The following is a 20,347-nucleotide window of genomic DNA, read 5'->3' as shown; positions in this document are numbered from 1 at the left end:
TGCCTTTGCAGTTTCGATTTTTTTGTCGGCTTGGGCAAATAGGTTCAGTGGAGTCGGTTCGTGACGCCAATCTTAATCTTGGTAGCTTCTCCCTTATCGACATAACCTTCTTCCCGCGCTCTGTTTAGTATTTGCATTGCGATTAGAGATTGCTTCTCGCTGGGAATCCGGGCTGGTACAACGACGCAAACGGCAAGAATTCCCGCTTCCCTTTCAGAGATGATCTTTTTTGATACCGACCAACGTCGAACGCGGCTCCAAAAATCGCCCCCATGCTCCACAACTTTTGCTTGGGCTTCAATCCCGCTGATTAGCGCTTCATCCCTTCTATCGTCACGTCGTTCGGCCTGTGCTTCGCTTGGTTCAATCAAAAGGGATTCAAGGGCAATCTCATAGTCAACCTCAAGACGTCTCAATGTAGCCCAACAGGCTTGCTTTTTTGCCCACTCCGTAACGTTGTTGATACCTGCTTCAGGATTGGTCACGACAACGGATGCTTCCTTTGCAGCAGTCAAGAACACTTTCGCTAAGGCCGCTGGAAGCGTCTGTTTCCGCCAGATTGTATCAAAGTCAATCTCAAGGTCTGTTTCAGCAACGTCGGACATGACCTTTGCGATGGCATAAGTCACGATGTTCGCGCGAAAGCCACCAGGATACCATTCCTGCTTTGGTACAGATTTTTCAAGATAACGAAATACAATGAGTTTCGCGACTAAGTGGCGAAACCAAGTCCTGTCGAATTGCTTTTCACTTCGAATCCATGCGGCTCCAATTTCTTGTGCAAACGCTCCAAAGTTTTTCTGCGCCCCCTTACTAACGACATCAGGGCGCATTCGGAAGCTCATCTCAACTTTCGCAAGATCAGTTTTTACAAAGTATTGCGACTTAGGATTCTCCCAGTCGAAGCGTCTTCTTGCTGCTTGAGTTAGTTTCGAGCGTTCGACGAGATACTGCCCTCTGGCTCTTTCGTAGAACCACTTGGTCTCACGATTGGTTCCCTCGGCCGCAGGGGCCAGAACACGCCGCGAATACTCTTCCATGCGCATGTGGAATGGGTGGTTTGAGAAGAAGTCGGCAGCGCTAACCTTGTTCTGACTGTTGGCATACTTGGAAATGTTAGGAACTAGTTCTTCTGAAGCGTGTTCGGGAACCACCGTTAGCTTCATTTGCACGAAGACGTCTTTCAGCGTTTCAGGTGACGTCTTTCTGGCCGCGTGTAGCGAGGCAGTAGTTTGGCCACCATTTACGATCTGGAGGTTTTCAGCCGACGCGATTTTGAGACCTTCGGATGTGTTCTCTAGCTCCACACTGTCTGCAGTAGCACTAAGCCCGTTGTTATAACTGAAGAACATTTCTGGTTCGTTTTTAATGGTGTCTCGGATGCCCCTATTGACCGCACCACGCGCCTGCAGAAAGCTCCTGACATTAGACTCGAGCAAGCGCGACCCCCACTTTTCGTAGATGTCCGCGAGTTGTTCACCACTAACCACAGCAAGGTAACTTTGGAGTGCTTCGCCGCCTGCCGACGCAGCGAGTGCAGGGATTGAACTACCGAAGTCTTCGGAGAAATTCACAGTGAGTTTTTCTCGAAGCTGTCCTGAAGTTTCATAACGGTGGAACCGACTCAGATCCCAAATGTTGTAAGTCACCGGCACGTTAGCAATCGTTCCAGCGAGAACGGCATCGGTTCTTGCACTGTAAACATCGTTGGTGACAATAATCAGTTTTACCTTCGCGATTGAACTCCACGCTGCCTCAATAGTACTTGCTGCTCCTGCCTCAAGGCTGCCTTCCGGAAGTTCACTAACAAGCTTTCCGCGGCGTGCGGCTGCAACGAAATTCACCAGATGAGAGAAGCGCTTTTTTGCTTCGGCTGCGTTGATTTTTCGAAGTGATGAGCCTGAATGGTAGTCGCACACGATCACGCTTAGAATGTTCTCTGCTTCCTTCGGATTCCCGCCAATGGCGTCAATTCTGAGAGTCTTCCCGCCAGCGGTGCCGCGAAAACCAACGCGGTCGAGCGTGACGAGCTCACCTTCGGCCTCCAGTTGAGCCCCCATACGTTCCAGAAAGGCACTCTCAACATCGATTCCCGCTTGGCTGGCCTCACACTTAAGCTGTGCGTCCAGAAAATCGAAATACTCTTGAATTTGTTCCATGTTCCCTTCCACAATTTTTTCTCAAACACAAAGACCCACACGCAAGTGGATCTCCGCTCACGTGTTAGTGGCGACGCAAGAGAACTCTTGCCCCTTAGGTTAATGCGCAGAATTCAGCCAATAGTTGTTCTTCTTCACATAAATGTGAGATCATGATGTCACAATTTCAATGAGTTGGCCAAAAACAAAAAGAAATTGGCTGAATTTAACAAATGAGGGTAATCGCCAATAGATCGTGCTTAAGCCCCGTTCGTCGAGACTCTGTCGCAGCAATCACAACGAACTACTTGAGCCGCCTAAACAGCTTTACTGTTCGGTATGCTGTTTTGAGGCTTTGCTGCGCCAGAGGGTTTCTAGGGATCAACGCCAAGAACTGTCCTGCCACACGCCGTGAACAACATGAGGTCTACGAGTTGGCTGACCCTCTGGCTGAGACACTCTACAGCATGCCACCAACTGAGCGGTTCGGATACATGGAAGAGCTGGTCCAGTTGGCTCGGAGCGGTGACTGTCCGAAGCTCCGCAGGATCTTGATCAATCCCGCGTTCATTCGTCCAAACCCAAGGGATGACCACCTGTTTTGGCGGGGTTCCCCCGAATTCTGCACTATCGCACAAGCCGCTGATCGTTACTGCCGAAATTCCCCGTGGCAAGCTTCTGTGGCTAATGCAAGCGCCCCGCTGATTGGTAGGGCCCTAACATTTTTTGGCACAAACATCTGCAACGTAGCTGTCGTTCCCCATCTGACGGTTTCTTAAAGATCTACCCAAAGGTGAGGGCGGCGGAGCTAATACGTTTTTTGGATGTTGCGAACCATGAGCGTATTGAACTAGCGTCGGGTACGCATTTTTTAAACCCAAAAATACAAATGACCACAGAGGCTCTTGAAAGTGACCGGACAGGAACATATCGAATTCCGACCACGAGCGCGTTTGCTGCAGTTGCTGGGAGATCAGTTGATTAGAAGCCCTAGGTTGGCCGTTTTTGAGCTGGTTAAAAACTCGTACGATGCAGACGCAACCCAAGTGGATGTTCGAATAGATGGTCTGGGAGGCGGGGCTCCTTCAATCAGCGTACGCGACAATGGCGTTGGCATGTCTGCGGAAACGATCAGAGATATTTGGTTCGTCCCGGGCCACGATCACAAAGAAAAACAAAAGCAGAGTGGTATACGCACCAAGCTCGGGCGCGCGCCTGTGGGTGAGAAAGGCGTCGGGAGGTTTGCCGCCCATAAACTCGGAAATACAATAAGATTAGTATCCCGAACGGAGGGCGCAGACGAGGTTTTCTTGGAGATCGACTGGGCGGACTTAATGAAAAGCGAGTTTCTCAGCGAAGCCAAAGCAGTAATCGCAACTCGTGAACCGGAAGTGTTTCTTGGAAAAGATACAGGCACATTAATTGAGATCGGTGAACTGCGTGATAAAACTTGGAGCAGAGGCGATCTAAGAAGGCTAAGGCGAGATATTACGTCTATCTGCTCTCCATTCGATGCACCTGGCGAGTTCGATGTTTTGTTTTCCGTTCCTGGTCGCGAGAAAGAATTTGAAGATATCCCCGACACTTCGGAAATTCTCAAAAGAGCACCATGGCATTTTCAGTTTGAGTTTGATGGTGAGAATTTTTCTTGGAGTTACCGCTTCAATCCACCTGCAGCCCTCTCAACAAGGATTGGGAGTAGGTCTAAATCCTCTGAGGATGGGGCTGCCCTAATTGTTGATCCAATATCGACAATTTCAGGCGAAGAAACAATCGTAGCCGACAATAACACAATCGAAGGGATTGGCCCGGTTTCTGCTGAGTTTTTTGCATTCGACAGAGGCCAAGAGCTTTGGAAATTGCAACCCGAGAAGCAATTGGTTTTCCGTTTTCTAGATGAGAACGGAGGAGTGCGCGTTTACCGGGACGGAGTTAGGGTTTACAACTATGGCGAGGAAGACGACGATTGGTTGGCCTTGGATTACCGACGGTTCATGGCACCCTCTTTGCGGATCAGCCGCAACATAGTAGTTGGTGCGGTTTCGATTGATCAGTTATCCAGCACAGCCCTAAAAGACAAAACTAATAGAGAGGGTTTCGTTGAAAACGAAGCGTTGGACAGGCTCCGAAAGGTGGTTCTTGGGGCATTCCACATTTTCGAAACTGAACGTTCTCTCGACAAAGAAGCCATCAGAAAAACCGAAAGAAAGTCTGTCCAAGTCGAAGCAGATAAAATTCAGGACCCAATTGCCGAAATTCGGACTATCGCAAAAAAAGAAAAGGTGGCGGAGAAGATTGAGCCTAGCCTTGTGCGCCTCGAAAAAAACTACAATGAGTTGCGTGAAACCATGCTTCAAGCGGGGTTGTCAGGCCTCGGGTTGGCCACCGTATTTCATGAGATACAGCACGGAGTAACTGCGTTGCTGCGCCGCGCGAAATCCGGTGCGTCAGTTAATGAAATCGTCGTCCAAGCCCAAGAGCTCGAACAACTACTGCATGGTATTTCAGGCCTGTTACGCAAAGAAGAAAAGGCTGAGTTGGAGGCTGTCGACCTCGTGAAAAAGGTCAGGCAAGCGTCACTTATTCGGTTTAGAAGCCATCGCGTCCAACTAGTCAGTCCATTGCTGCACGGCGTTCAAGATAGCTTCAAAATACGGATAAACAGTCGTTTATTCGTTGGGGCGGTTACGAACTTGTTGGACAATGCCTTCTATTGGCTGCGAGCCAAGTGGCCATCCAAACCTGCAGGCCAAGAAGATAGCCCTCGGAAAATCTTTATCGGGGCCAGCGACGATTTTGAGGCCGGTCCTGCGCTTGTGATTGCCGATACTGGGCCGGGATTTCAGGATGATCCGGAAACGCTTGCTGAACCGTTCTTTACAAGACGCCCGGATGGGATGGGCCTTGGGCTATACTACACAAAACTGGTTATGGAATTGTCTGGTGGAGAGGTCGTTTTTCCCGAAAAAGAAGATGTCGACATCCCCCAAGAATTTGATGGCGCAGTTGTTGCATTGGTGTTTCCAGAAAAATGATACTACAGCCAGCTAGAATTGTATTGATTGACGATAATTCCAAGCATCTCAGTGCAATTGCTGATGCACTTGGCTTATTGGGATCGGCTTCACTTTCCTTCTTGTATTCAGGCGACATTCCTGAACCCAACATTCTTGCCGGTGCACGCTTGGTTTTTTGCGATCTACACTTGAACACTGACGCAATGACTACTGATGGAAAAGCCGAGTGTAGTCACATTGTTGGGATGCTGGACGCGGCAATTTCGGAGCTTCATGGGCCCTACCTGCTTATTATCTGGTCTCAATTTCCGGATAGGATTGAGAGCTTGTCAGGTTATCTTGAAGAACTTGCGCCAGCAAAGCGCCCTTTCCACCACACCTGCTTGGACAAAAACCATTTCATTGACGTGGCGAACGGAACCGCTTTGGAAGGGAAGGATCTTCCCGGTGAGATCCAGAGCACAGTTTCCGACCAGCCAGGATTGGCTGCAATGCTGAGTTGGGAACAATCCACTTCGTATTCAGCTGCTCAGGTTACAAATCGCCTTTGGCAACTAAGCTTGGACACTAGCAGCAAGAACCCCGATCAAGCTCTATGCAAGACGCTTGGAAAATTGGCTGCCGGTGCAGCCGGAATTTCCTTTGGCACGGCCATGCCAGGGCGGAGTGTATTGGAGGCATTGGTGCCCCTTCTCGCGGACCAAATTGAGGCCCAAGGAGTTGATGAAGCGCTTTGGACAGAGGCGGTTGATGTCGAAAATCGGAATGGTGGCGCTGCGTCAGAAGCTTTGTACACTGCGCTTCATGTAGAGGTTCCAACAGGTTACGGTGCTGATAAACGAGGCTCTGCCAGCCCATTAGAAGGATGTTTTCCGGACGATCATTTCACAGGCGTTTTCGGTTTCAAAAAAACGGATTTGCTGATGGATTGTGGCTACCTGCAAAAGGATGAGGAAAACTCCACCAAAAAAACACTGCGTGGAAAGCAAGTGAGGAGGCAGTCAAAGCTGCCAAGTGGTTTCTTGTTCAAGTGAATGCGGCCTGCGACGAAGCTCAAGATCACCCAGGTCTCCTGCCTTATTGTTTGGCGTTTACAGTCCCTTCTAATGTATCACGAAAAAGGAACCCAAAGGGTAGCGTCGAGACTACTAGGTCGCTTTTCCTTGAAAACACAAAAGTTGAGATGTACTTGCTCGGGCGCTTTATAGTCAGCTTGCCCGCTGAACGCGCGAAAGAACTCCAGCCGGAATTTAGGATTAGAGCGGCCCTTTTGGATAAGCTTGTTTTTGGTTTGCGAACGAACGCGGCACGATTGGGGGTCACAGAACCTGGTTAACTTCCAACGGCTAAGCCGATTGCAAGATTGTAGCTTTGAGGGTTTCTCTCATCACAGGCAGGCATTCGTTGCTGACCAAGCATACCGCGCAGTTGCCGAATACAAGCATCACTTAATCATCATTTCAGCTGTAGATATAACCAGAATTCTCGATGAGAAAAACCTTGAGAACAAAAGCAAGTTAAACGCTTGGCTCACACAGTTTTTGGAATGACGTTTAGCACTGAATTCACTCCCGTTAGAACAAGTGGCGAAGCTGCGGGGAGCTCTGAACATACTGGCCGAACCATCCACAGTTAAATCAGCGTGAGCGCTTGGACTTGTGGCCAATGAAGGCAGGCACCCTCTGGCGAGGTTTCGCATGCGATCCTGCTATCTGATATTTAGCGCTGATTGGGTTCCACCATTGCGATAGATTAACCATCTAGGTGATCTTCTGCTTTGTCTGAAGCGTCTTCAGCTTCGACCGCCCCCTCCAACAACAACATGATCAAGGACCAACTCATGGACCAAGCATTTGCTTTGGCCACTGGGTCGGCTTGTGCTTTGCGGCATGGGTCAGGCTCGGTGGTACAAACACCATTAAGACCTCCCTATAGCGATTGTACCAGCTACGGCTCAGGCGACTTGGCTAACGCGACGACTACCTCCTTGCTGGAAGAACTGGCTCTACGTGGAGGGGGTCCTACGTCGCAGGATGTCGCTACAGCCCTGCGAGAACTCGTCGCTAAGATGGCTGCTATGGCTGACGGGACAGCCCCGCCCAGCTTCTTCCTCTCCAGCCTTGATCCCGGTGTCGGGAAGACCACGACGCTGATCCACTTCGTCCAACAGCTTCTGAGGTCGCAACAACATGAAGACGTAGCGGTCCTGCTTTGCGTCTCCCGACTGGAAGAGATTGTCCGGCTGGTCGAGGAGATGAACCTCGATGAGGGTGACTTCGCGGTCCTGACGTCAGAGGATGAGGTCAACCGGCTGAGTTCCACGCCGACAAGCGAGGCCCGTGTCTTGTTCACCACCCATGCGATGGTCATGAGCCGTTGCCGTGGTCGCCGCTTCGGGAATGCTGATGTCTTCCAGTACCGGGACAAGGTCCGCGCTGTCCGGTTCTGGGATGAGGCGATGCTGCCCGGCGAGGTGGTCTCCCTCAACACGGATCAGCTTGCGTCCTTACGTGACCCGCTGCGGTTCTCCCATCCCTCGCTGGCTCAGCTGGTCGAGGGTCTGGAGCGTGAGCTTGAGGCATCAGGTGGTCGAGGGACCTGTACATGGCCCGATGTCGAGGACGCCACGGGGATCAGCTGCTACTTGGCCAAGCGAGGTCTGGACCAGCGCCATGCCTCCTACCTCGACGACCTGTACGCTCTCTCAGGGCGATGCGTTCTCCTGCGCAAGTCCAACAACGCCACCACGGTCATCACCGCGCTCGACAGCCGAGACGCGATACCAGACGATCTGGCTCCCATGGTGATCCTCGACGCCTCTGGGCGTGTTCGTGCGGCCTATGAGCAATGGGAGAAGGCAGCAGGGAAGCTCGTGCGATTGCCCTCAGCGGCCAGAAGCTATCGGAACCTCACCGTCCACGTCATGGACAAGGGTTCAGGCAAGACCGCATGGATGAAGAACGGTGACGCTCTGGCTCAGGAAGTCACCCAGCTGATCGACAGCAAGCCCGAGGAGGAATGGCTGGTCGTCTACCACAAGGGGGTCAAGGGCGGGGCCATACCTGACCAGATCGGGGGGCTGCTCAGCACGAACCCGGACCGCGTCAGCTACCTCAACTGGGGCAAGCATCAGGGGACCAATGCGTTCCGGCACATCCAGAACGTCATCCTGGCCGGGTTCAACAACTACTCGGAGACCGACTACGAGCTGATGGCCCGGTACTACAGCGGCATCAAGAACAACCAGACGGTCGCTAAGTCTCTCGTGCGGGAGATCGAGGCGGGTGAACACATGCACCACATCCTGCAGGCGCTGTGTCGATCCGCAGTCAGGCAAGGCAGAGGTTCCGAGTGTGGTACTTGCAACGCCTACATCATTGCTCCGAAGCGTTCTGGCATCCTTGATCTCCTCCCCGTGGTCTTCCCCGGGTGCAGGGTTAAGACATGGAGGTCAACCAAGGTGAAGACCACAGGGAAAGTGCAGCAGGCGCTTACCTACGTGGAGATGCACTTCGACGACTACCCAGATGAACCGCTGCGGTTCTCCGAGCTGCAGTCAGAGCTGGAGATCACGTCATCGTCCAACTTCCGTAAGACCATCCGCGACCACGACAGCTTCAAGGCTGGACTGGAGGCTCTGGGCATCGAGGAGACCACCGTCGGCCACTACCCCCACCGCAACGCTCTGGCGAAAAGGCCCCAGTCCTTCGGTCCGGTGGAAGGCTCCAGCTACATCGCGGATGTTCGAGCCTGAAAAATGTGAGCGCCCTCCCCATGGGCGGGGCGTTCGCGCTTCCCCCATGCCCTATTCGTGGCCAACGGCTGCAGCGATGACCATGGAACCGCCGTAGCGGCGGCAATGTGAGTACGCCCCCGGGAACCGCACCGCAGCCTCGAACCGGTCACCGTAGACCATACCGTAGACCAGCTGGTGCCTGTTGACGAACAACCCCGACCTCGGATAGCCCTTGTTTTGCTGGAGCTACCAGCTGAGGAAGTGCCTGTAACGGGAGCCAAAGTGAGAAACCCCACCGCCCCCGGGCACCACTTCTAAAGCTAACTCATTGGTTTTGCTTCAGCTTTTAGCCGCTGCTAGGAGCCGTAGACCATGTCGGATGGTCGCTCTGCGCCTCTCTCAACTTTTGTGCTGGAATTGAGTTCCACCATTGATGACAGAAAACCTGTCTCAACTTCGCGGAAGGCCACGCGAAGGCAATCGCTACCGGCACAATGGAAAAGATACTATGTCTGAACAAGACAACGGCGTGGAAGTCGAAGCAATCAGAGAGAAGCACAGAGAAATGTCCTTGGTTTTACTCAAGTTGCGAATGGAGAACGACACCCTCCTAGAGTTGGAAAGTATTCTCGAAGTTTTTGACGGCGATATGTCACTCGACGATGCATTCAAAGTTCAATCAAAGTGCGTCAAAGAACTGGAAGAAAAAGTTATCCAGATGCAGTGATGTTTTCGAGGGAGGGTCTACGGCCCTTCCTCAACTCTCCGCCAAAAGCCTAACTGCAGTCTAAGTGGCTTTCTGCAGCCATTTACGTAAAACAGACAGTGGGTAACCATTGCCATAGCCTTGACCAACGCCTTCTGTTTGCCAGCCACCTATTTGGTCAACAACATCAGCCGGGCACTCAACGGCTCTGAGGCGATCCCGCATAGAGTGACGGAAACCATGCATCGTGCATCCTGCAGGTACGTGTTGCTTCATCCATTTGTTCAGTGCGGCACTGGCTGCATTAGCATTGGTTACGCTCGTCTTGTTGTACCTCGGGAAAGCGAACTGAGAGGTGGAGTCTTGGGCTAGGATGCGTTCTGCTGCCCATCGTGCTTCACCTTCCAGAGGAACATCGCGTTCGCTTCCTTTGGTCTTCAGGCGACGCCACGGATGGGGACGGACCCCGGCCATCAATACTCCATCCTCGCCACGAACAAAGTCCGCTCTGGTCATCCCAGCGGCTTCAGCCAAGCGCATTCCCGTATCCGACACCAATGCCACGAGCCAACGAAGATCATCATCCAGTTCCCTGCACTTCTCTTGGACGACAGCCAAAGCGTCAGCTGGGACAGAGGTGCGATCCGAGACACCAGCTGATCTGTCGTAGTAGACGCGAGAAAAGGGGTTGTTCAGGGTGAGCCCCTGTTCACTTGCCGCGAAGTTCGTCACAGCCCGGACGGTGCCGAAAACCCGCGTCATGCTGCTTCCGGCAAGGCCACGAGCAATCAACGCGTCGCGGAAGGCGTTAGCGTCGGCTTTGGTGTACGCGTCGAGGTGTTTGTCTCCACAGGCGTCGATCACATAACCGCAGGCCCTCTCAGCGGCCCGGTGGAAGGTCACAGGACGGCCCTTGCCCTTTAGCTGCAAGTAAATCCCCACGGCCTCAGACAAAAGAACAGATGATGAAGAGATAGAAAGCGGTGGACCAACGTCCTCTTGTCCTGCAGTCCGCTGCAGCCTCAGCATGTGCCTACCCGGCAGCTCTGCGTCACGGCTCCTCAGGTGGTACCAATACTCGTCTAGCTGATCCGCAGCTCTTCTGGCTCTGGCTTCTGCGATCTTTGGCGACTTTGTTCGCAGCGAATAAGCAATCCGAGGTGATGTGTAGTGGTCCCTCAGTTCTTTCGGGATACGACGGCTAAAGTAGAAAACTCCGTCTTTCACGAAGGTGAACGGGCGCGAAATGGTCTCCGACATGGTCTACGGCTCCTAGCAGCGGCTAAAAGCTGAAGCAAAACCAATGAGTTAGCTTTAGAAGTGGTGCCCGGGGGCGGAATCGAACCACCGACACGAGGATTTTCAATCCACTGCTCTACCCCTGAGCTACCCGGGCACGGGAACGACGTTTGCCGTTGGGTGGAGGCCTTCTATGACGTGCCAAAGGCGGTGTCCAGAGGCTTTTTCATCTTTTTGTTAATGCGTTCGGTCTGAAGTATTTTCTTCTTCGGAAACATCCATATCCAGATCTTCGAGGTCTTGAGAAGGCACCGCGTAGGAGCCGTTTAACCACTTGGCCAGATCCAGGTCCGCACAGCGTTTTGAGCAGAACGGACGATATCTTTGATCAGTCTCTGCCTCACAAAATGGACACTTCATGTCAGGGCCTCGGACAAAGGGACACGACCGCGTTTGCGCTGCAATTCATAGTGCCCCAGAGGCGTCCAGCCAACCAATGTCGTTTCTTCAGAGTCGGCCCGAAATGCGGCACGCAATGAAGTTTCGAAACCGCGTCGGTCCTTTTTGGGCATCGGGGCCAAATCCAGCGTAATTTGCCCGCCCAACCCGCGAACGCGCAAGGCCCGCGGTAGAGCTTTGGCACAGGCGAAGTTGGCTTTTTGTCCAGCCGCCATGGAGGTGTCGCTGCCAGTGTTCACATCGATCGCAATCAGGGCGCGGGTGGGTTCGATGTAAAGATAGCCGCCACCGGGCAGCGGCTCGGCAATGCCCTGGGCCTGATCCAGCGCGTCCAGGACACCGTGGTCTTCAAAACCACCAGGGGTAGTGACCACTTCGGCCGGGTCCGTCCAATCACGCCAGGCAAGCGTGTGGGGGGTGTCGCCTTCGACAAGACGGGCAATATCCGAACCTCCATCGGACAAAACACCTGCGGCTGTTTCGGCCATTTCGGCGATGTCGTCGCCAATGTCGCCGTCATCCATGCCAGCACAGGACGAGCGAATGATCAGGCCATGTTCGGATACGCCCATTTCCCTGTGCGCAATTTCCAATAGGCGATCGCGCTCGTCCTCATCCCGGATGCTGCGCGAGATGTTAAGACCAGGCGCATCGGGTGTGACGATTGCATATCGGCTTTTGAACAGAACCTTCGAGGTAACTGGAATGGCCTTACCGGGTTCGGCGTAGCCCGTAACTTGGACCAACAGCATTGCACCCGGCGCCAAACCTTTGACCTGGCGCAGAAATGCGGGGCCGTCGGGGGTGCTCAGGAACATACCGCCCTGGCCTTTGACCGGGCGGTCGGCGCGGGCGCGGTAAATCGTACCGGGAGCCGGAGCGTTGCCCGCGATCAGAAAGTCTTCGAGCTTGCCATCCACCATCAGCGCCGCAGCTTCGCGGTCATTGAGGTGGTCTAGAACGATGGTGCGGCCCTTCATGTGTGCTCCTGATACAAGGGATACCCTGCGGCCTGCAACAGGCCTGCGGCTTCCGAAAGTGGCAAGCCCACAATACCGGTGAACGAGCCGCTGATCCATGGGATGAAAGCCCCAGCAGGGCCTTGGATGGCATACCCACCCGCCTTGCCCTGCCAATCATTGGTGGCGAGGTAGGCGTTGATTTCTACGTCCGACAGGCGCTTGAACTTGACCTGACTGACCACGTCACGTTCCCACAGATTATCACCGCGTCGCACCGCAACAGCGGTGATCACACGATGGCGGCGCCCCGAAAGAGCGTGCAGGAACTCAGCAGCTTCGCCTGCGTCAGCAGGCTTGCCCATGATCCGACGACCCAGGGCCACAGTGGTGTCAGCGCAGAGCACGAGGTCATCTGGCGCCGCCTCGACCGCCCTCGCCTTTTCTCGTGCAATACGGATGCAATAGGGACGAGGCAGTTCCCTCTTCAGGGGGTCTTCGTCAATATTGGGGGGCGGACGGCATCGGGCTGCACGCCAAGCTGCGCCAGCAGGTCCAACCGCCGCGGGCTGCCCGATCCGAGAATGAACGCCATAAGGCTGGCGTTACTTGAAGCGATAGTTGATCCGACCCTTGGTCAGATCATAGGGGGTCATTTCGACCTGAACTTTGTCGCCAGCCAGAACACGGATGCGGTTCTTGCGCATCTTGCCTGCCGTGTGTGCGATGATCTCATGGCCGTTTTCCAGCTCGACCCGAAACGTCGCATTCGGCAGGAGTTCCTTCACGACACCGGGAAATTCGAGCGTATCTTCCTTGGCCATGTTGTCTCCATCTAAATGTTGCACCCGCAGAATCCGCGGGCCGTGCGCTTAAATGAGCCTATTACCCCCTAATTTCAAGGCCCCAATCGCTCAAACAAGGGTGTTTGTGACCGAATTGACCCGGCTGTCCTGTTCTTCCCAGTGGGTTCGGTTCAAAACCACGCCATCAGCCCGCACATGGGCAATGGCATCCATGTCGACCTCGGCATAGGTCCAGGCGGGGTGGTTCAGGGTACCTTCGGCCAGAACACCGGTCATGGGAAAGCCGGTATCGGGCGGCCCGAATATGCCGCCCATCCCTGTGTTCACATCCACCGCCTCCGACCAGGGCGCTTCACCCACCAACGACGCCATGGCACTGACGCATTGGTTCTCCAAGGCCCGCGCCATCGCCCCGATCTCGCACCCGCCAATAGCCCGCCAACGCCTCGGTGCAGGACGGGATCAGAAGGATTTCGCATTCGCTAAGTTCACGCCCGAGAAGAGGAAATTCACTGTCATAACAGATGAGTACGCCAATCTTGCCCAGGGTGGTTTCAAAGATTTGCAGCCCATCACCAGGCACGACATTCCAAGGGTCACGTTCGAACCGGGTCATGATCTGTTTGTCCTGATGCCCGCGCTTGCCGTTTGGCGCATAGAGCGTGGCGCGGTTGACGGGCCTATCGTAGCCATCGTTGACGGGAGCCGAAGCCCCCAAGATGTGAACACCGTGTTCGGCCGCCAGTTTCTGATGCAAATCATGCACCGGCTCCATCCTGTCAGAAACCGCATGCAAAGACTGCTCAAGATCCGCAGCCACATTGGCACCAGCCAGAGTCGATAACTCCATCGCACCATATTCGGGGAACACCAGTAGATCAGCCCCCTGCCCGGCGGCGTCACTGACCCAGGTGGCGATCTTGTCTTCGTAGTGGGACCAACTGTCGAGCCAGTCGAGCGGATAAGCGGCGGTTGCAATCTTCATGGGTTGAGCTCCCTGCGTATTGCCGCGAGTTAAGACCAGAGACGGCGACAAACGCAACGCCCCTGATATGCACCGACCCTGAATTTTGCGAATCTTAGGTTAACGGCGTTGTGGGGGTGCATTTGGCGACGGTGACATCCGTGCACAGGGCGTGCACCACCCGTGCACCGGGACATCCCGATGTCGCAGGAATGGGACGGGTTAACGCAACGCACGGGCAAAAGGTCACCAATAGGTAAAGCCTGACCGCCAACATTTATCGTCCTGCTCCCGCTCTGCCTTCTCACTCCAAAGCGCTCCCGCCTGTCGTCGATGTTTCTGGAGAAGCACCTCCTCCCGTTGGGCCGGGCGATCATGGGCGTGAACTTGTTCACCCCGCTCAATTCGATTTCGTTAAACAGAATTATCCGAACGCCCCTGCAATGGGGGCCCTCAACGCCGTCACCTTAAAGATCGCGTATCCAGAATTGCAGCGGCTTTGCCGTCTCAGTCAATTCACCCAGATCTTTCCATGAAAACTGCGCCACCACACCGTCCAGTTTGCGATACCCACGCGCTGTCCAGAAGGGATCAAGCGGAGCATAATCCTTTGGCCGGTCAGGGTGATCAGCGGGACGCTGCACTCCGCAGAACGCGACTTTGCCAAATCCCAGCGCGCGTGCGTGAGTTTCGCGCAGGTCAAAGAACCGGTGCCCCACGCCCTGCCCGCGGTAGTCGGGCAACAGCACGGATTCGGCGCAATAGAAGATGTCGTTCAGGTTCAATCCCGCATCCGAAAAGGCCGCAGCGAAATCGTCTGCGTGATCGGACAGCGGTGTGCCCGTAGATGCGCCGATCAGCCTGTCGCCGTCGAAAGCCCCTACCAGAACCGCACCCGTACTGGTGCGGTAGGTTTGCAGGTAATCGCGCTCATACGCCAGATCACCATCATAGAGGTAAGGGAAGGCCCGAAACACGGCGATCCTCAGGGCCGCCACATCATCCAACGCAGCCGCGAGTGCTGCACCGGTCAGGACGCGGACGTCCGTGACCTTAGCCATTTGATACCTGTTTCACCCAATCCGCCAGATTGTAGTAGGTGGTGACGCGGGTGATCTTGCCATCCTTCAGATCAAAGAACGATCCCGCTGGCAGGCGATAGCTCTGGCCGTGCGCTTCGGGCAGGCCTGCGTCGGTTTGCAAATAAGTGCCGTTGACGATGTATTCTGCCGACGCACGGGTGCCGCCTGCTGCGTCGAACACCACCATATCGGTCAGCTCTTCTTTGTAGCAGCGGTTCATATGCGCACAGAAATCCGAAAATTTCGCGCGCCCGACCCGGATCTGGCCCTCGTTCACATGGTGGGCCACATCATCGGACAGGCAGGACAGCATTGTGTCCACATCGCCTGCGTTGAAAGCTGCAAAGTAGCGTTTGACGGTGTCGTTCATATCATCTCCGTTGGTTCGCCCCAACGATCCTTGAGATGCTGAATGATCTGATCGCGGGTTTGCCTGTAGCTGTTTAGCTTGTCAGCCCGCGTCTCGCCGAGCCCAGTAGGGTCCATTATTGGCCAATATTCGACATCAAGGTGAAAATATCGCGTAAGTTCCAGCGCCCGGCGTTGGCTGGCAGGCGATAGCGCGACAACCAGATCGAAGGAACTGAGATCATCGCCCCATTGTTCCATCATGTCGAAGGAACGTGACCTGTGGCGGCTGAGCTCGACATCCATTTCTTGACATACTGCAATCGAAAACCCGTCGATCTCCATGTCATTGTGGACGCCTGCGGACTGAACATAGGTGTCCATCCCATAGTATTTTTTCATGATCCCCTCGGCCATCGGGGATCGCACCGCATTGTGGTCACAGCAAAACAGAACCGATTGCGGACGCGGCAACACCACCTGTCAGCCTCCGAAGTGCAGCACGCAGATCAGCGTGAACAAGCGACGGGCGGTGTCGGTGTCGATGTCGGCCTTGCCTTCAAGCCGTTCCTGCAGGACACGGCTGCCTTCGTTGTGGATTCCGCGCCGGGCCATATCAATGGTTTCGATCTGGCTGGGTGGCAGGGTTTTTACCGCGTTGAAGTAGCTTTCACAGATCTGAAAGTAGTCCTTGACCACCTGACGAAACGGACCAAGCGACAGGTGGAACTCGGCCGCCTTGTCCTCGGCTTCGGTTGCCACGTCGAACACCAGTCGCTTGTCGCGGATCGACAGATTGAGGTGATAGGGACCGTCGGGAATCGACCGATCCTCGCGCTTGGGCAGGGTAAAGCTGTTCTCTTCCAACAGGTCGAACATTGCCACCTTGCGCTCCTGTTCGATCTCGGGCGTCGGAGGAGGCAGATTGCGATCGTCCAGTTCGATTTGACTGATGCGGTTCATCGTCTCAAAATCTCGGTCAGCGTAAGTTGCGGACGGTCCTACATGAACACGCCAGCAGGGGCAACGCCCGGTTTCCTTTGCCTTGTTTCACTGTGCTGCGTGCAACATCAAGGGCACGAAACCTCACCCATGATCACCTTGGCGCTCAGACCCGGATCGCCCGTGTTGGTGCCGGTCTGACGTCGCAGCGCCGCCACGCGGTCCACAAGTTGATCGCACGCGAGCATCTGCCCCCGGTCCTAACGGATTTTGAAGCGATGCCCTTGGGCCTGCATCTGCGGATCAATACGCGGACCCAAAGGGGAAGGGTCGGGTTAGCGGTTCAACGCGTCCAGGCGTACCTTGACCGACAGCCCGTGCGCCTCAAGGCTCTCGGACTGCGCAAGCTTTTCAGCCGCAGGACCGATGGCGCGCAGAGCTTCAGGCGTCATTTTGCTGAGCGTGGTGCGCTTGAGGAAATCCATCACCGACAAGCCGGACGAGAACCGCGCCGAGCGCGCCGTCGGCAGCACGTGGTTCGGCCCACCCACATAGTCACCGATGGCTTCAGGCGTAAACTGACCGAGGAAGATCGCCCCCGCATGCACCGTTTTCTGGCTGAGCGCATCCGGATCAGCCACGCAAAGCTCCAGGTGTTCAGGCGCAATCCGGTTGGACAGGCTTGCAGCTTCATCCAGGTCTCGCGCCGTAATGACAGCACCAAAATCACGCCAGCTCGGACCGGCGATGGAGCGACGTTGCAGGGAGGTGAGACGTTGCTCGACGGCTTCGCCAACGGCGCGGCCAAACGCAGCATCATCGGTGATGAGGATCGATTGCGCGCTTTCGTCGTGTTCCGCCTGGCTCAGCAGGTCGAGCGCGATCCAGTCGGGGTCGTTGTCCTTGTCGGCGATCACCAAAATCTCGGACGGGCCTGCGATCATGTCGATGCCGACCTTGCCGAACACGCGGCGTTTTGCGGCCGCCACAAAGGCATTGCCGGGGCCGGTGATCTTGTCCACCGGCGCGATGCTTTCGGTGCCATAGGCCAGCGCGGCAATCGCTTGTGCACCGCCGATGCGATAAATCTCGTCCACACCCGACAAACGCGCAGCCAACAGGACCAGCGGGTTGATCTGACCATCCGGTGTGGGCACTGCAATTGCCAAACGCTCGACGCCAGCCACTTTGGCCGGAACGGCGTTCATAAGAACCGACGACGGGTACGACGCCAATCCGCCCGGCACATAAAGCCCGGCTGCCGAAACCGCAGACCAGCGCCAGCCCAACGTGGCGCCGCTGTCGTCCGTCCAGCTGTCATCCGCTGGCATTTGACGGCTGTGATAGGCCCGGATGCGCGCAGCGGCGAGTTCCAGCGCCTCGCGCTCCGCGTCCGAGACCTGCGCAATCGCATCGTCAACCTCAGCCGCCGAAATCGCCAGCGTCTCGGGCGACAACGTCATCCGGTCGAACCGTTGGGTCAACTCGATCACGGCCGCATCGCCGCGGGCGCGGACGTCCGCGATGATCCCTGCAACGACATCATCCACATCCGGGCTGTCTTCGCGCTTGGCGCTCAGCAGCTCTGTAAAGGCCTTTTCAAATTCGGGCTGCGTGGTGTCGAGGAACTTTGGCATCGGCGTCTCCTTTGCCGGTCACATACCCGGCCCCACCTTCGGTCTCAACCCGTAGCCGCGCCTTGCGGCAAAGGGCCCTGCTCATAGCCTCTTGGTCATGTGCATTTCGTCACCTTCCTGCACCCACCCGTGACGCTTGTAGAATTCAAGCGCGGTGGCGGTGCTTTTCAGGCTGGCCTGGGTAAACCCAACCTCTCGCAAGTGGCGTTCTGCCTGAGACAGTAGCGCCGTGCCAAGCCCACGCCCTACCGCCCAAGGGTCGACGTACAGAACCGACACCTCACCATCGGGCGAGGTCCCGGCAACGGCGCAAAGCCGACCATCCAATTCTGCCACCCAGAGAAGATGCGCGCCGTTCAACCATTGCCTTATGCCTTCGGGGGATTTGTTGGCTGTCCATTCGGCGATCCGGTCAGGATCGCCCTTATGATCGGCCTCGCAAAGCTCGGTGATCGAGCGGGTCAGGACAGCGCTCATGTCAAAGACGTCAAAGATCGTGGCCGGGCGCACAACCCGACCAAGGGGCATTGCGCCAAACGTCTGCGAAATACCCCGCTTGTTCTGCATTTATTCGGGGTGAGTAGGAACGTTTTTAGATGGCGCCACATAGGGCCGTGTTACGTCCTTGAGGGAAACCTCGAGCGCTTCGACCTGCAGGCGGATCGCTCCATCCCCGGCAAGTGTCAGCAGAACCTGCCCCGCGCCATCCTCTCCGGGTTCGAAATCTACTGAAAGCAGCGACAGAACCATGTCCTTGTCCGAGCGGTCGATGCCCTGGCTGGCCACCTTGAGAACGGAGTCGACCACGAGCATTGATTGTACCCGTTCAAACGCGCGTCCTCGTTTTCGTGCGGCGTCCTCATCCTCCCACCGGAAACGGTTCAACAGTAGTGCAAAGCGCCGCTCGGCCGGACGCCAGGACATTTCTGTAATCGGAAAAACCGCATCTTGTGTTAGGGTCGAGACGACCTTGAGGTCTTCGACATCCAACACACCCAGGTTTAGTGGCGCCTCGCGCCCGTCTTCGAATGTTGCGTCTGTCATCAGCCCTTGATCCGTTCGATTTTTGCACCCACGCCTTCGAGTTTGCTGACCACATGCTCATACCCGCGGTCCAGATGGTACACCCTGCTCACCACGGTTTCACCCTCCGCAGCAAGCCCGGCCAGAATAAGCGAAACGCTGGCCCGCAAATCGGTGGCCATCACTGGCGCGCCTTTAAGCCTTTCGACACCAGTTACGGTGGCAGTACCACCGTGTACTTCGATCTGCGCCCCCATGCGCGTCAGTTCTGGCGCATGCATGAACCGGTTCTCAAATATCTTTTCTTCCAGCACACTGGTCCCTTCTGCAGTACACAGAAGCGCCATCATCTGCGCTTGTAGATCAGTAGGGAAACCAGGGAAAGGTTCGGTGGTTACGTTCACCGCCTTTACCGTTCCATTGCGCCGTTTGACCCGCAGCCCCAAATCGGTTTCGTCAACCTGAACCCCGGCGGCGTCCAGCTTTTCGACAAAGGCTCCGACCAATTCCAGTCGTCCGCCCAACAATTCAACCTCCCCACCGCAGATCACCGGGGCAAGCATATATGTACCCAACTCGATCCGGTCGGTTACGACCTGATGGGTGGCCCCATGCAATCGGTCAACACCTTGAATTTCAATAGTCGACGTACCTTCGCCGGAAATCTGCGCGCCCATCTTTCGCAAACAGGATACCAGATCCACGATCTCGGGCTCACGGGCAGCGTTCTTAAGTACGGTCGTGCCCTTGGCCAGCGTGGCGGCCATGACGATATTTTCGGTAGCTCCGACCGAGGCAAAGCGCATTTCGTGCACAGCCCCCTTGAGACCACCTCTTGCAACCGCGTGTAGGTAGCCATCCTTGAGTTCGATCTCGGCGCCGAGAGCTTCGAGCCCCTCGACGTGCAAATCCATCGGCCGAGCGCCGATGGCGCACCCGCCGGGCAAAGAAACAACGGCCTGCCCCATCCGGGCCAGCATCGGCCCGAGCACAAGGTTCGAAGCGCGCATCTTGCGCACGATATCGTAGTCCGCCGTGTGACTGGTCAGGTTGTGGCTGGACATGGCAATAACCTGCCCGTCCTGCAACGTTGAGACCTCGGCACCCAACGACTGAAGCAGGGCCGACATGGTCTTGATGTCGCTGAGTCGAGGCGCATTTGTCAGCGTCAGCGGTTCCTCGCTGAGCAATGTGGCTAAGCATCAACGTCAAGCAGGCGTTCTTTGCGCCCGCAATCGGGATCTGGCCGCTCAGCGCGCCATTTCCTGTCACCAGAATCGAATCCATCTGC

Annotated in this window: 16 protein-coding genes, 1 tRNA gene and 3 pseudogenes; 4 read left to right on the top strand and 16 right to left on the bottom strand. The window is 55.5% G+C overall.

The annotated features are described in order from the left end of the window. Nucleotides 1-44: 44 nt before the first annotated feature. Nucleotides 45-2,159: an AIPR family protein gene (locus ACZ1HE_RS06405; protein WP_472620033.1), complete on the bottom strand. Its 2,115-nt coding sequence runs from the start codon at nucleotides 2,157-2,159 to the stop codon at nucleotides 45-47. 890 nt (nucleotides 2,160-3,049) lie between these two features. Here ACZ1HE_RS06405 and ACZ1HE_RS06400 point away from each other — a divergent pair. The 4 genes from ACZ1HE_RS06400 to ACZ1HE_RS06385 all read left to right on the top strand — a co-directional run bounded on the left by ACZ1HE_RS06400 (nucleotide 3,050) and on the right by ACZ1HE_RS06385 (nucleotide 9,618). Next, entirely contained in the window at nucleotides 3,050-5,173 is a 2,124-nt protein-coding gene (locus ACZ1HE_RS06400; protein ID WP_472624377.1) for an ATP-binding protein, read from the top strand. A 23-nt stretch (nucleotides 5,174-5,196) separates the two neighbouring features. Beyond that, on the top strand, nucleotides 5,197-6,189 hold the full coding sequence (locus tag ACZ1HE_RS06395; protein WP_472620032.1) for a hypothetical protein: 993 nt from the start codon (nucleotides 5,197-5,199) through the stop codon (nucleotides 6,187-6,189). A 1,043-nt stretch (nucleotides 6,190-7,232) separates the two neighbouring features. Further along, the gene (locus ACZ1HE_RS06390; protein WP_472620031.1) at nucleotides 7,233-8,909 is read left to right on the top strand and encodes a hypothetical protein; all 1,677 of its coding nucleotides are present in this window, start codon (nucleotides 7,233-7,235) and stop codon (nucleotides 8,907-8,909) included. Between the two features lie 415 nt (nucleotides 8,910-9,324). Beyond that, entirely contained in the window at nucleotides 9,325-9,618 is a 294-nt protein-coding gene (locus ACZ1HE_RS06385; protein ID WP_472620030.1) for a hypothetical protein, read from the top strand. Between the two features lie 60 nt (nucleotides 9,619-9,678). Here ACZ1HE_RS06385 and ACZ1HE_RS06380 read toward each other — a convergent pair whose 3' ends face one another. From ACZ1HE_RS06380 to murA, 15 genes and pseudogenes are all read right to left on the bottom strand, one after another. Next, a complete protein-coding gene (locus ACZ1HE_RS06380) occupies nucleotides 9,679-10,857 on the bottom strand; it encodes a DUF6538 domain-containing protein (RefSeq protein WP_472620029.1) in 1,179 nt (392 codons plus the stop codon). A gap of 61 nt (nucleotides 10,858-10,918) precedes the next feature. Then, nucleotides 10,919-10,993: transfer RNA gene (locus tag ACZ1HE_RS06375), tRNA-Phe, on the bottom strand. Nucleotides 10,994-11,073: 80 nt separating this feature from the next. Further along, nucleotides 11,074-11,256, bottom strand: coding sequence for a DNA gyrase inhibitor YacG (locus tag ACZ1HE_RS06370; RefSeq protein ID WP_472620028.1), 183 nt, complete (start codon nucleotides 11,254-11,256; stop codon nucleotides 11,074-11,076). Beyond that, the gene (locus tag ACZ1HE_RS06365; RefSeq protein WP_472620027.1) at nucleotides 11,253-12,275 is read right to left on the bottom strand and encodes a ribonuclease E/G; all 1,023 of its coding nucleotides are present in this window, start codon (nucleotides 12,273-12,275) and stop codon (nucleotides 11,253-11,255) included. Before ACZ1HE_RS06365 ends, ACZ1HE_RS06370 begins: the two co-directional genes overlap by 4 nt. Next, nucleotides 12,272-12,849: pseudogene (locus ACZ1HE_RS06360) on the bottom strand (Maf family protein). Before ACZ1HE_RS06360 ends, ACZ1HE_RS06365 begins: the two are co-directional and overlap by 4 nt. A 10-nt stretch (nucleotides 12,850-12,859) precedes the next feature. Continuing rightward, a complete protein-coding gene (gene infA, locus ACZ1HE_RS06355) occupies nucleotides 12,860-13,078 on the bottom strand; it encodes a translation initiation factor IF-1 (RefSeq protein WP_005978431.1) in 219 nt (72 codons plus the stop codon). Nucleotides 13,079-13,168: 90 nt separating this feature from the next. Continuing rightward, a pseudogene (locus tag ACZ1HE_RS06350) lies at nucleotides 13,169-14,045 on the bottom strand (carbon-nitrogen hydrolase family protein). Between the two features lie 446 nt (nucleotides 14,046-14,491). Beyond that, a complete protein-coding gene (locus ACZ1HE_RS06345; protein ID WP_472620026.1) occupies nucleotides 14,492-15,085 on the bottom strand; it encodes a GNAT family N-acetyltransferase in 594 nt (197 codons plus the stop codon). Continuing rightward, the gene (locus ACZ1HE_RS06340) at nucleotides 15,078-15,476 is read right to left on the bottom strand and encodes a ketosteroid isomerase-related protein (RefSeq protein WP_472620025.1); all 399 of its coding nucleotides are present in this window, start codon (nucleotides 15,474-15,476) and stop codon (nucleotides 15,078-15,080) included. The genes ACZ1HE_RS06345 and ACZ1HE_RS06340 overlap by 8 nt, the downstream gene beginning before the upstream one ends. Then, nucleotides 15,473-15,931, bottom strand: a complete 459-nt coding sequence (locus ACZ1HE_RS06335; RefSeq protein ID WP_472624375.1) for an arsenate-mycothiol transferase ArsC — start codon at nucleotides 15,929-15,931, stop codon at nucleotides 15,473-15,475. Before ACZ1HE_RS06335 ends, ACZ1HE_RS06340 begins: the two co-directional genes overlap by 4 nt. Before the next feature lie 6 nt (nucleotides 15,932-15,937). Beyond that, on the bottom strand, nucleotides 15,938-16,417 hold the full coding sequence (locus tag ACZ1HE_RS06330; protein ID WP_472620024.1) for a UPF0262 family protein: 480 nt from the start codon (nucleotides 16,415-16,417) through the stop codon (nucleotides 15,938-15,940). Between the two features lie 314 nt (nucleotides 16,418-16,731). Continuing rightward, nucleotides 16,732-18,033, bottom strand: coding sequence for a histidinol dehydrogenase (hisD, locus tag ACZ1HE_RS06325; protein WP_472620023.1), 1,302 nt, complete (start codon nucleotides 18,031-18,033; stop codon nucleotides 16,732-16,734). An 81-nt stretch (nucleotides 18,034-18,114) separates the two neighbouring features. Continuing rightward, the gene (locus ACZ1HE_RS06320) at nucleotides 18,115-18,600 is read right to left on the bottom strand and encodes a GNAT family N-acetyltransferase (protein ID WP_472620022.1); all 486 of its coding nucleotides are present in this window, start codon (nucleotides 18,598-18,600) and stop codon (nucleotides 18,115-18,117) included. After that, on the bottom strand, nucleotides 18,601-19,077 hold the full coding sequence (locus ACZ1HE_RS06315) for a DUF2948 family protein (RefSeq protein ID WP_472620021.1): 477 nt from the start codon (nucleotides 19,075-19,077) through the stop codon (nucleotides 18,601-18,603). Further along, nucleotides 19,077-20,343 (bottom strand): annotated as a pseudogene (gene murA / locus ACZ1HE_RS06310) (UDP-N-acetylglucosamine 1-carboxyvinyltransferase). The gene ACZ1HE_RS06315 and the pseudogene murA overlap by 1 nt, the downstream one beginning before the upstream one ends. Nucleotides 20,344-20,347: the final 4 nt, after the last annotated feature.

This window comes from Falsiruegeria sp. JB4-1 (genome assembly GCF_055693495.1).
The sequence above is the reverse complement of the archived record's forward strand: the minus strand, read 5'-3'. Positions and strand labels throughout refer to the sequence as shown.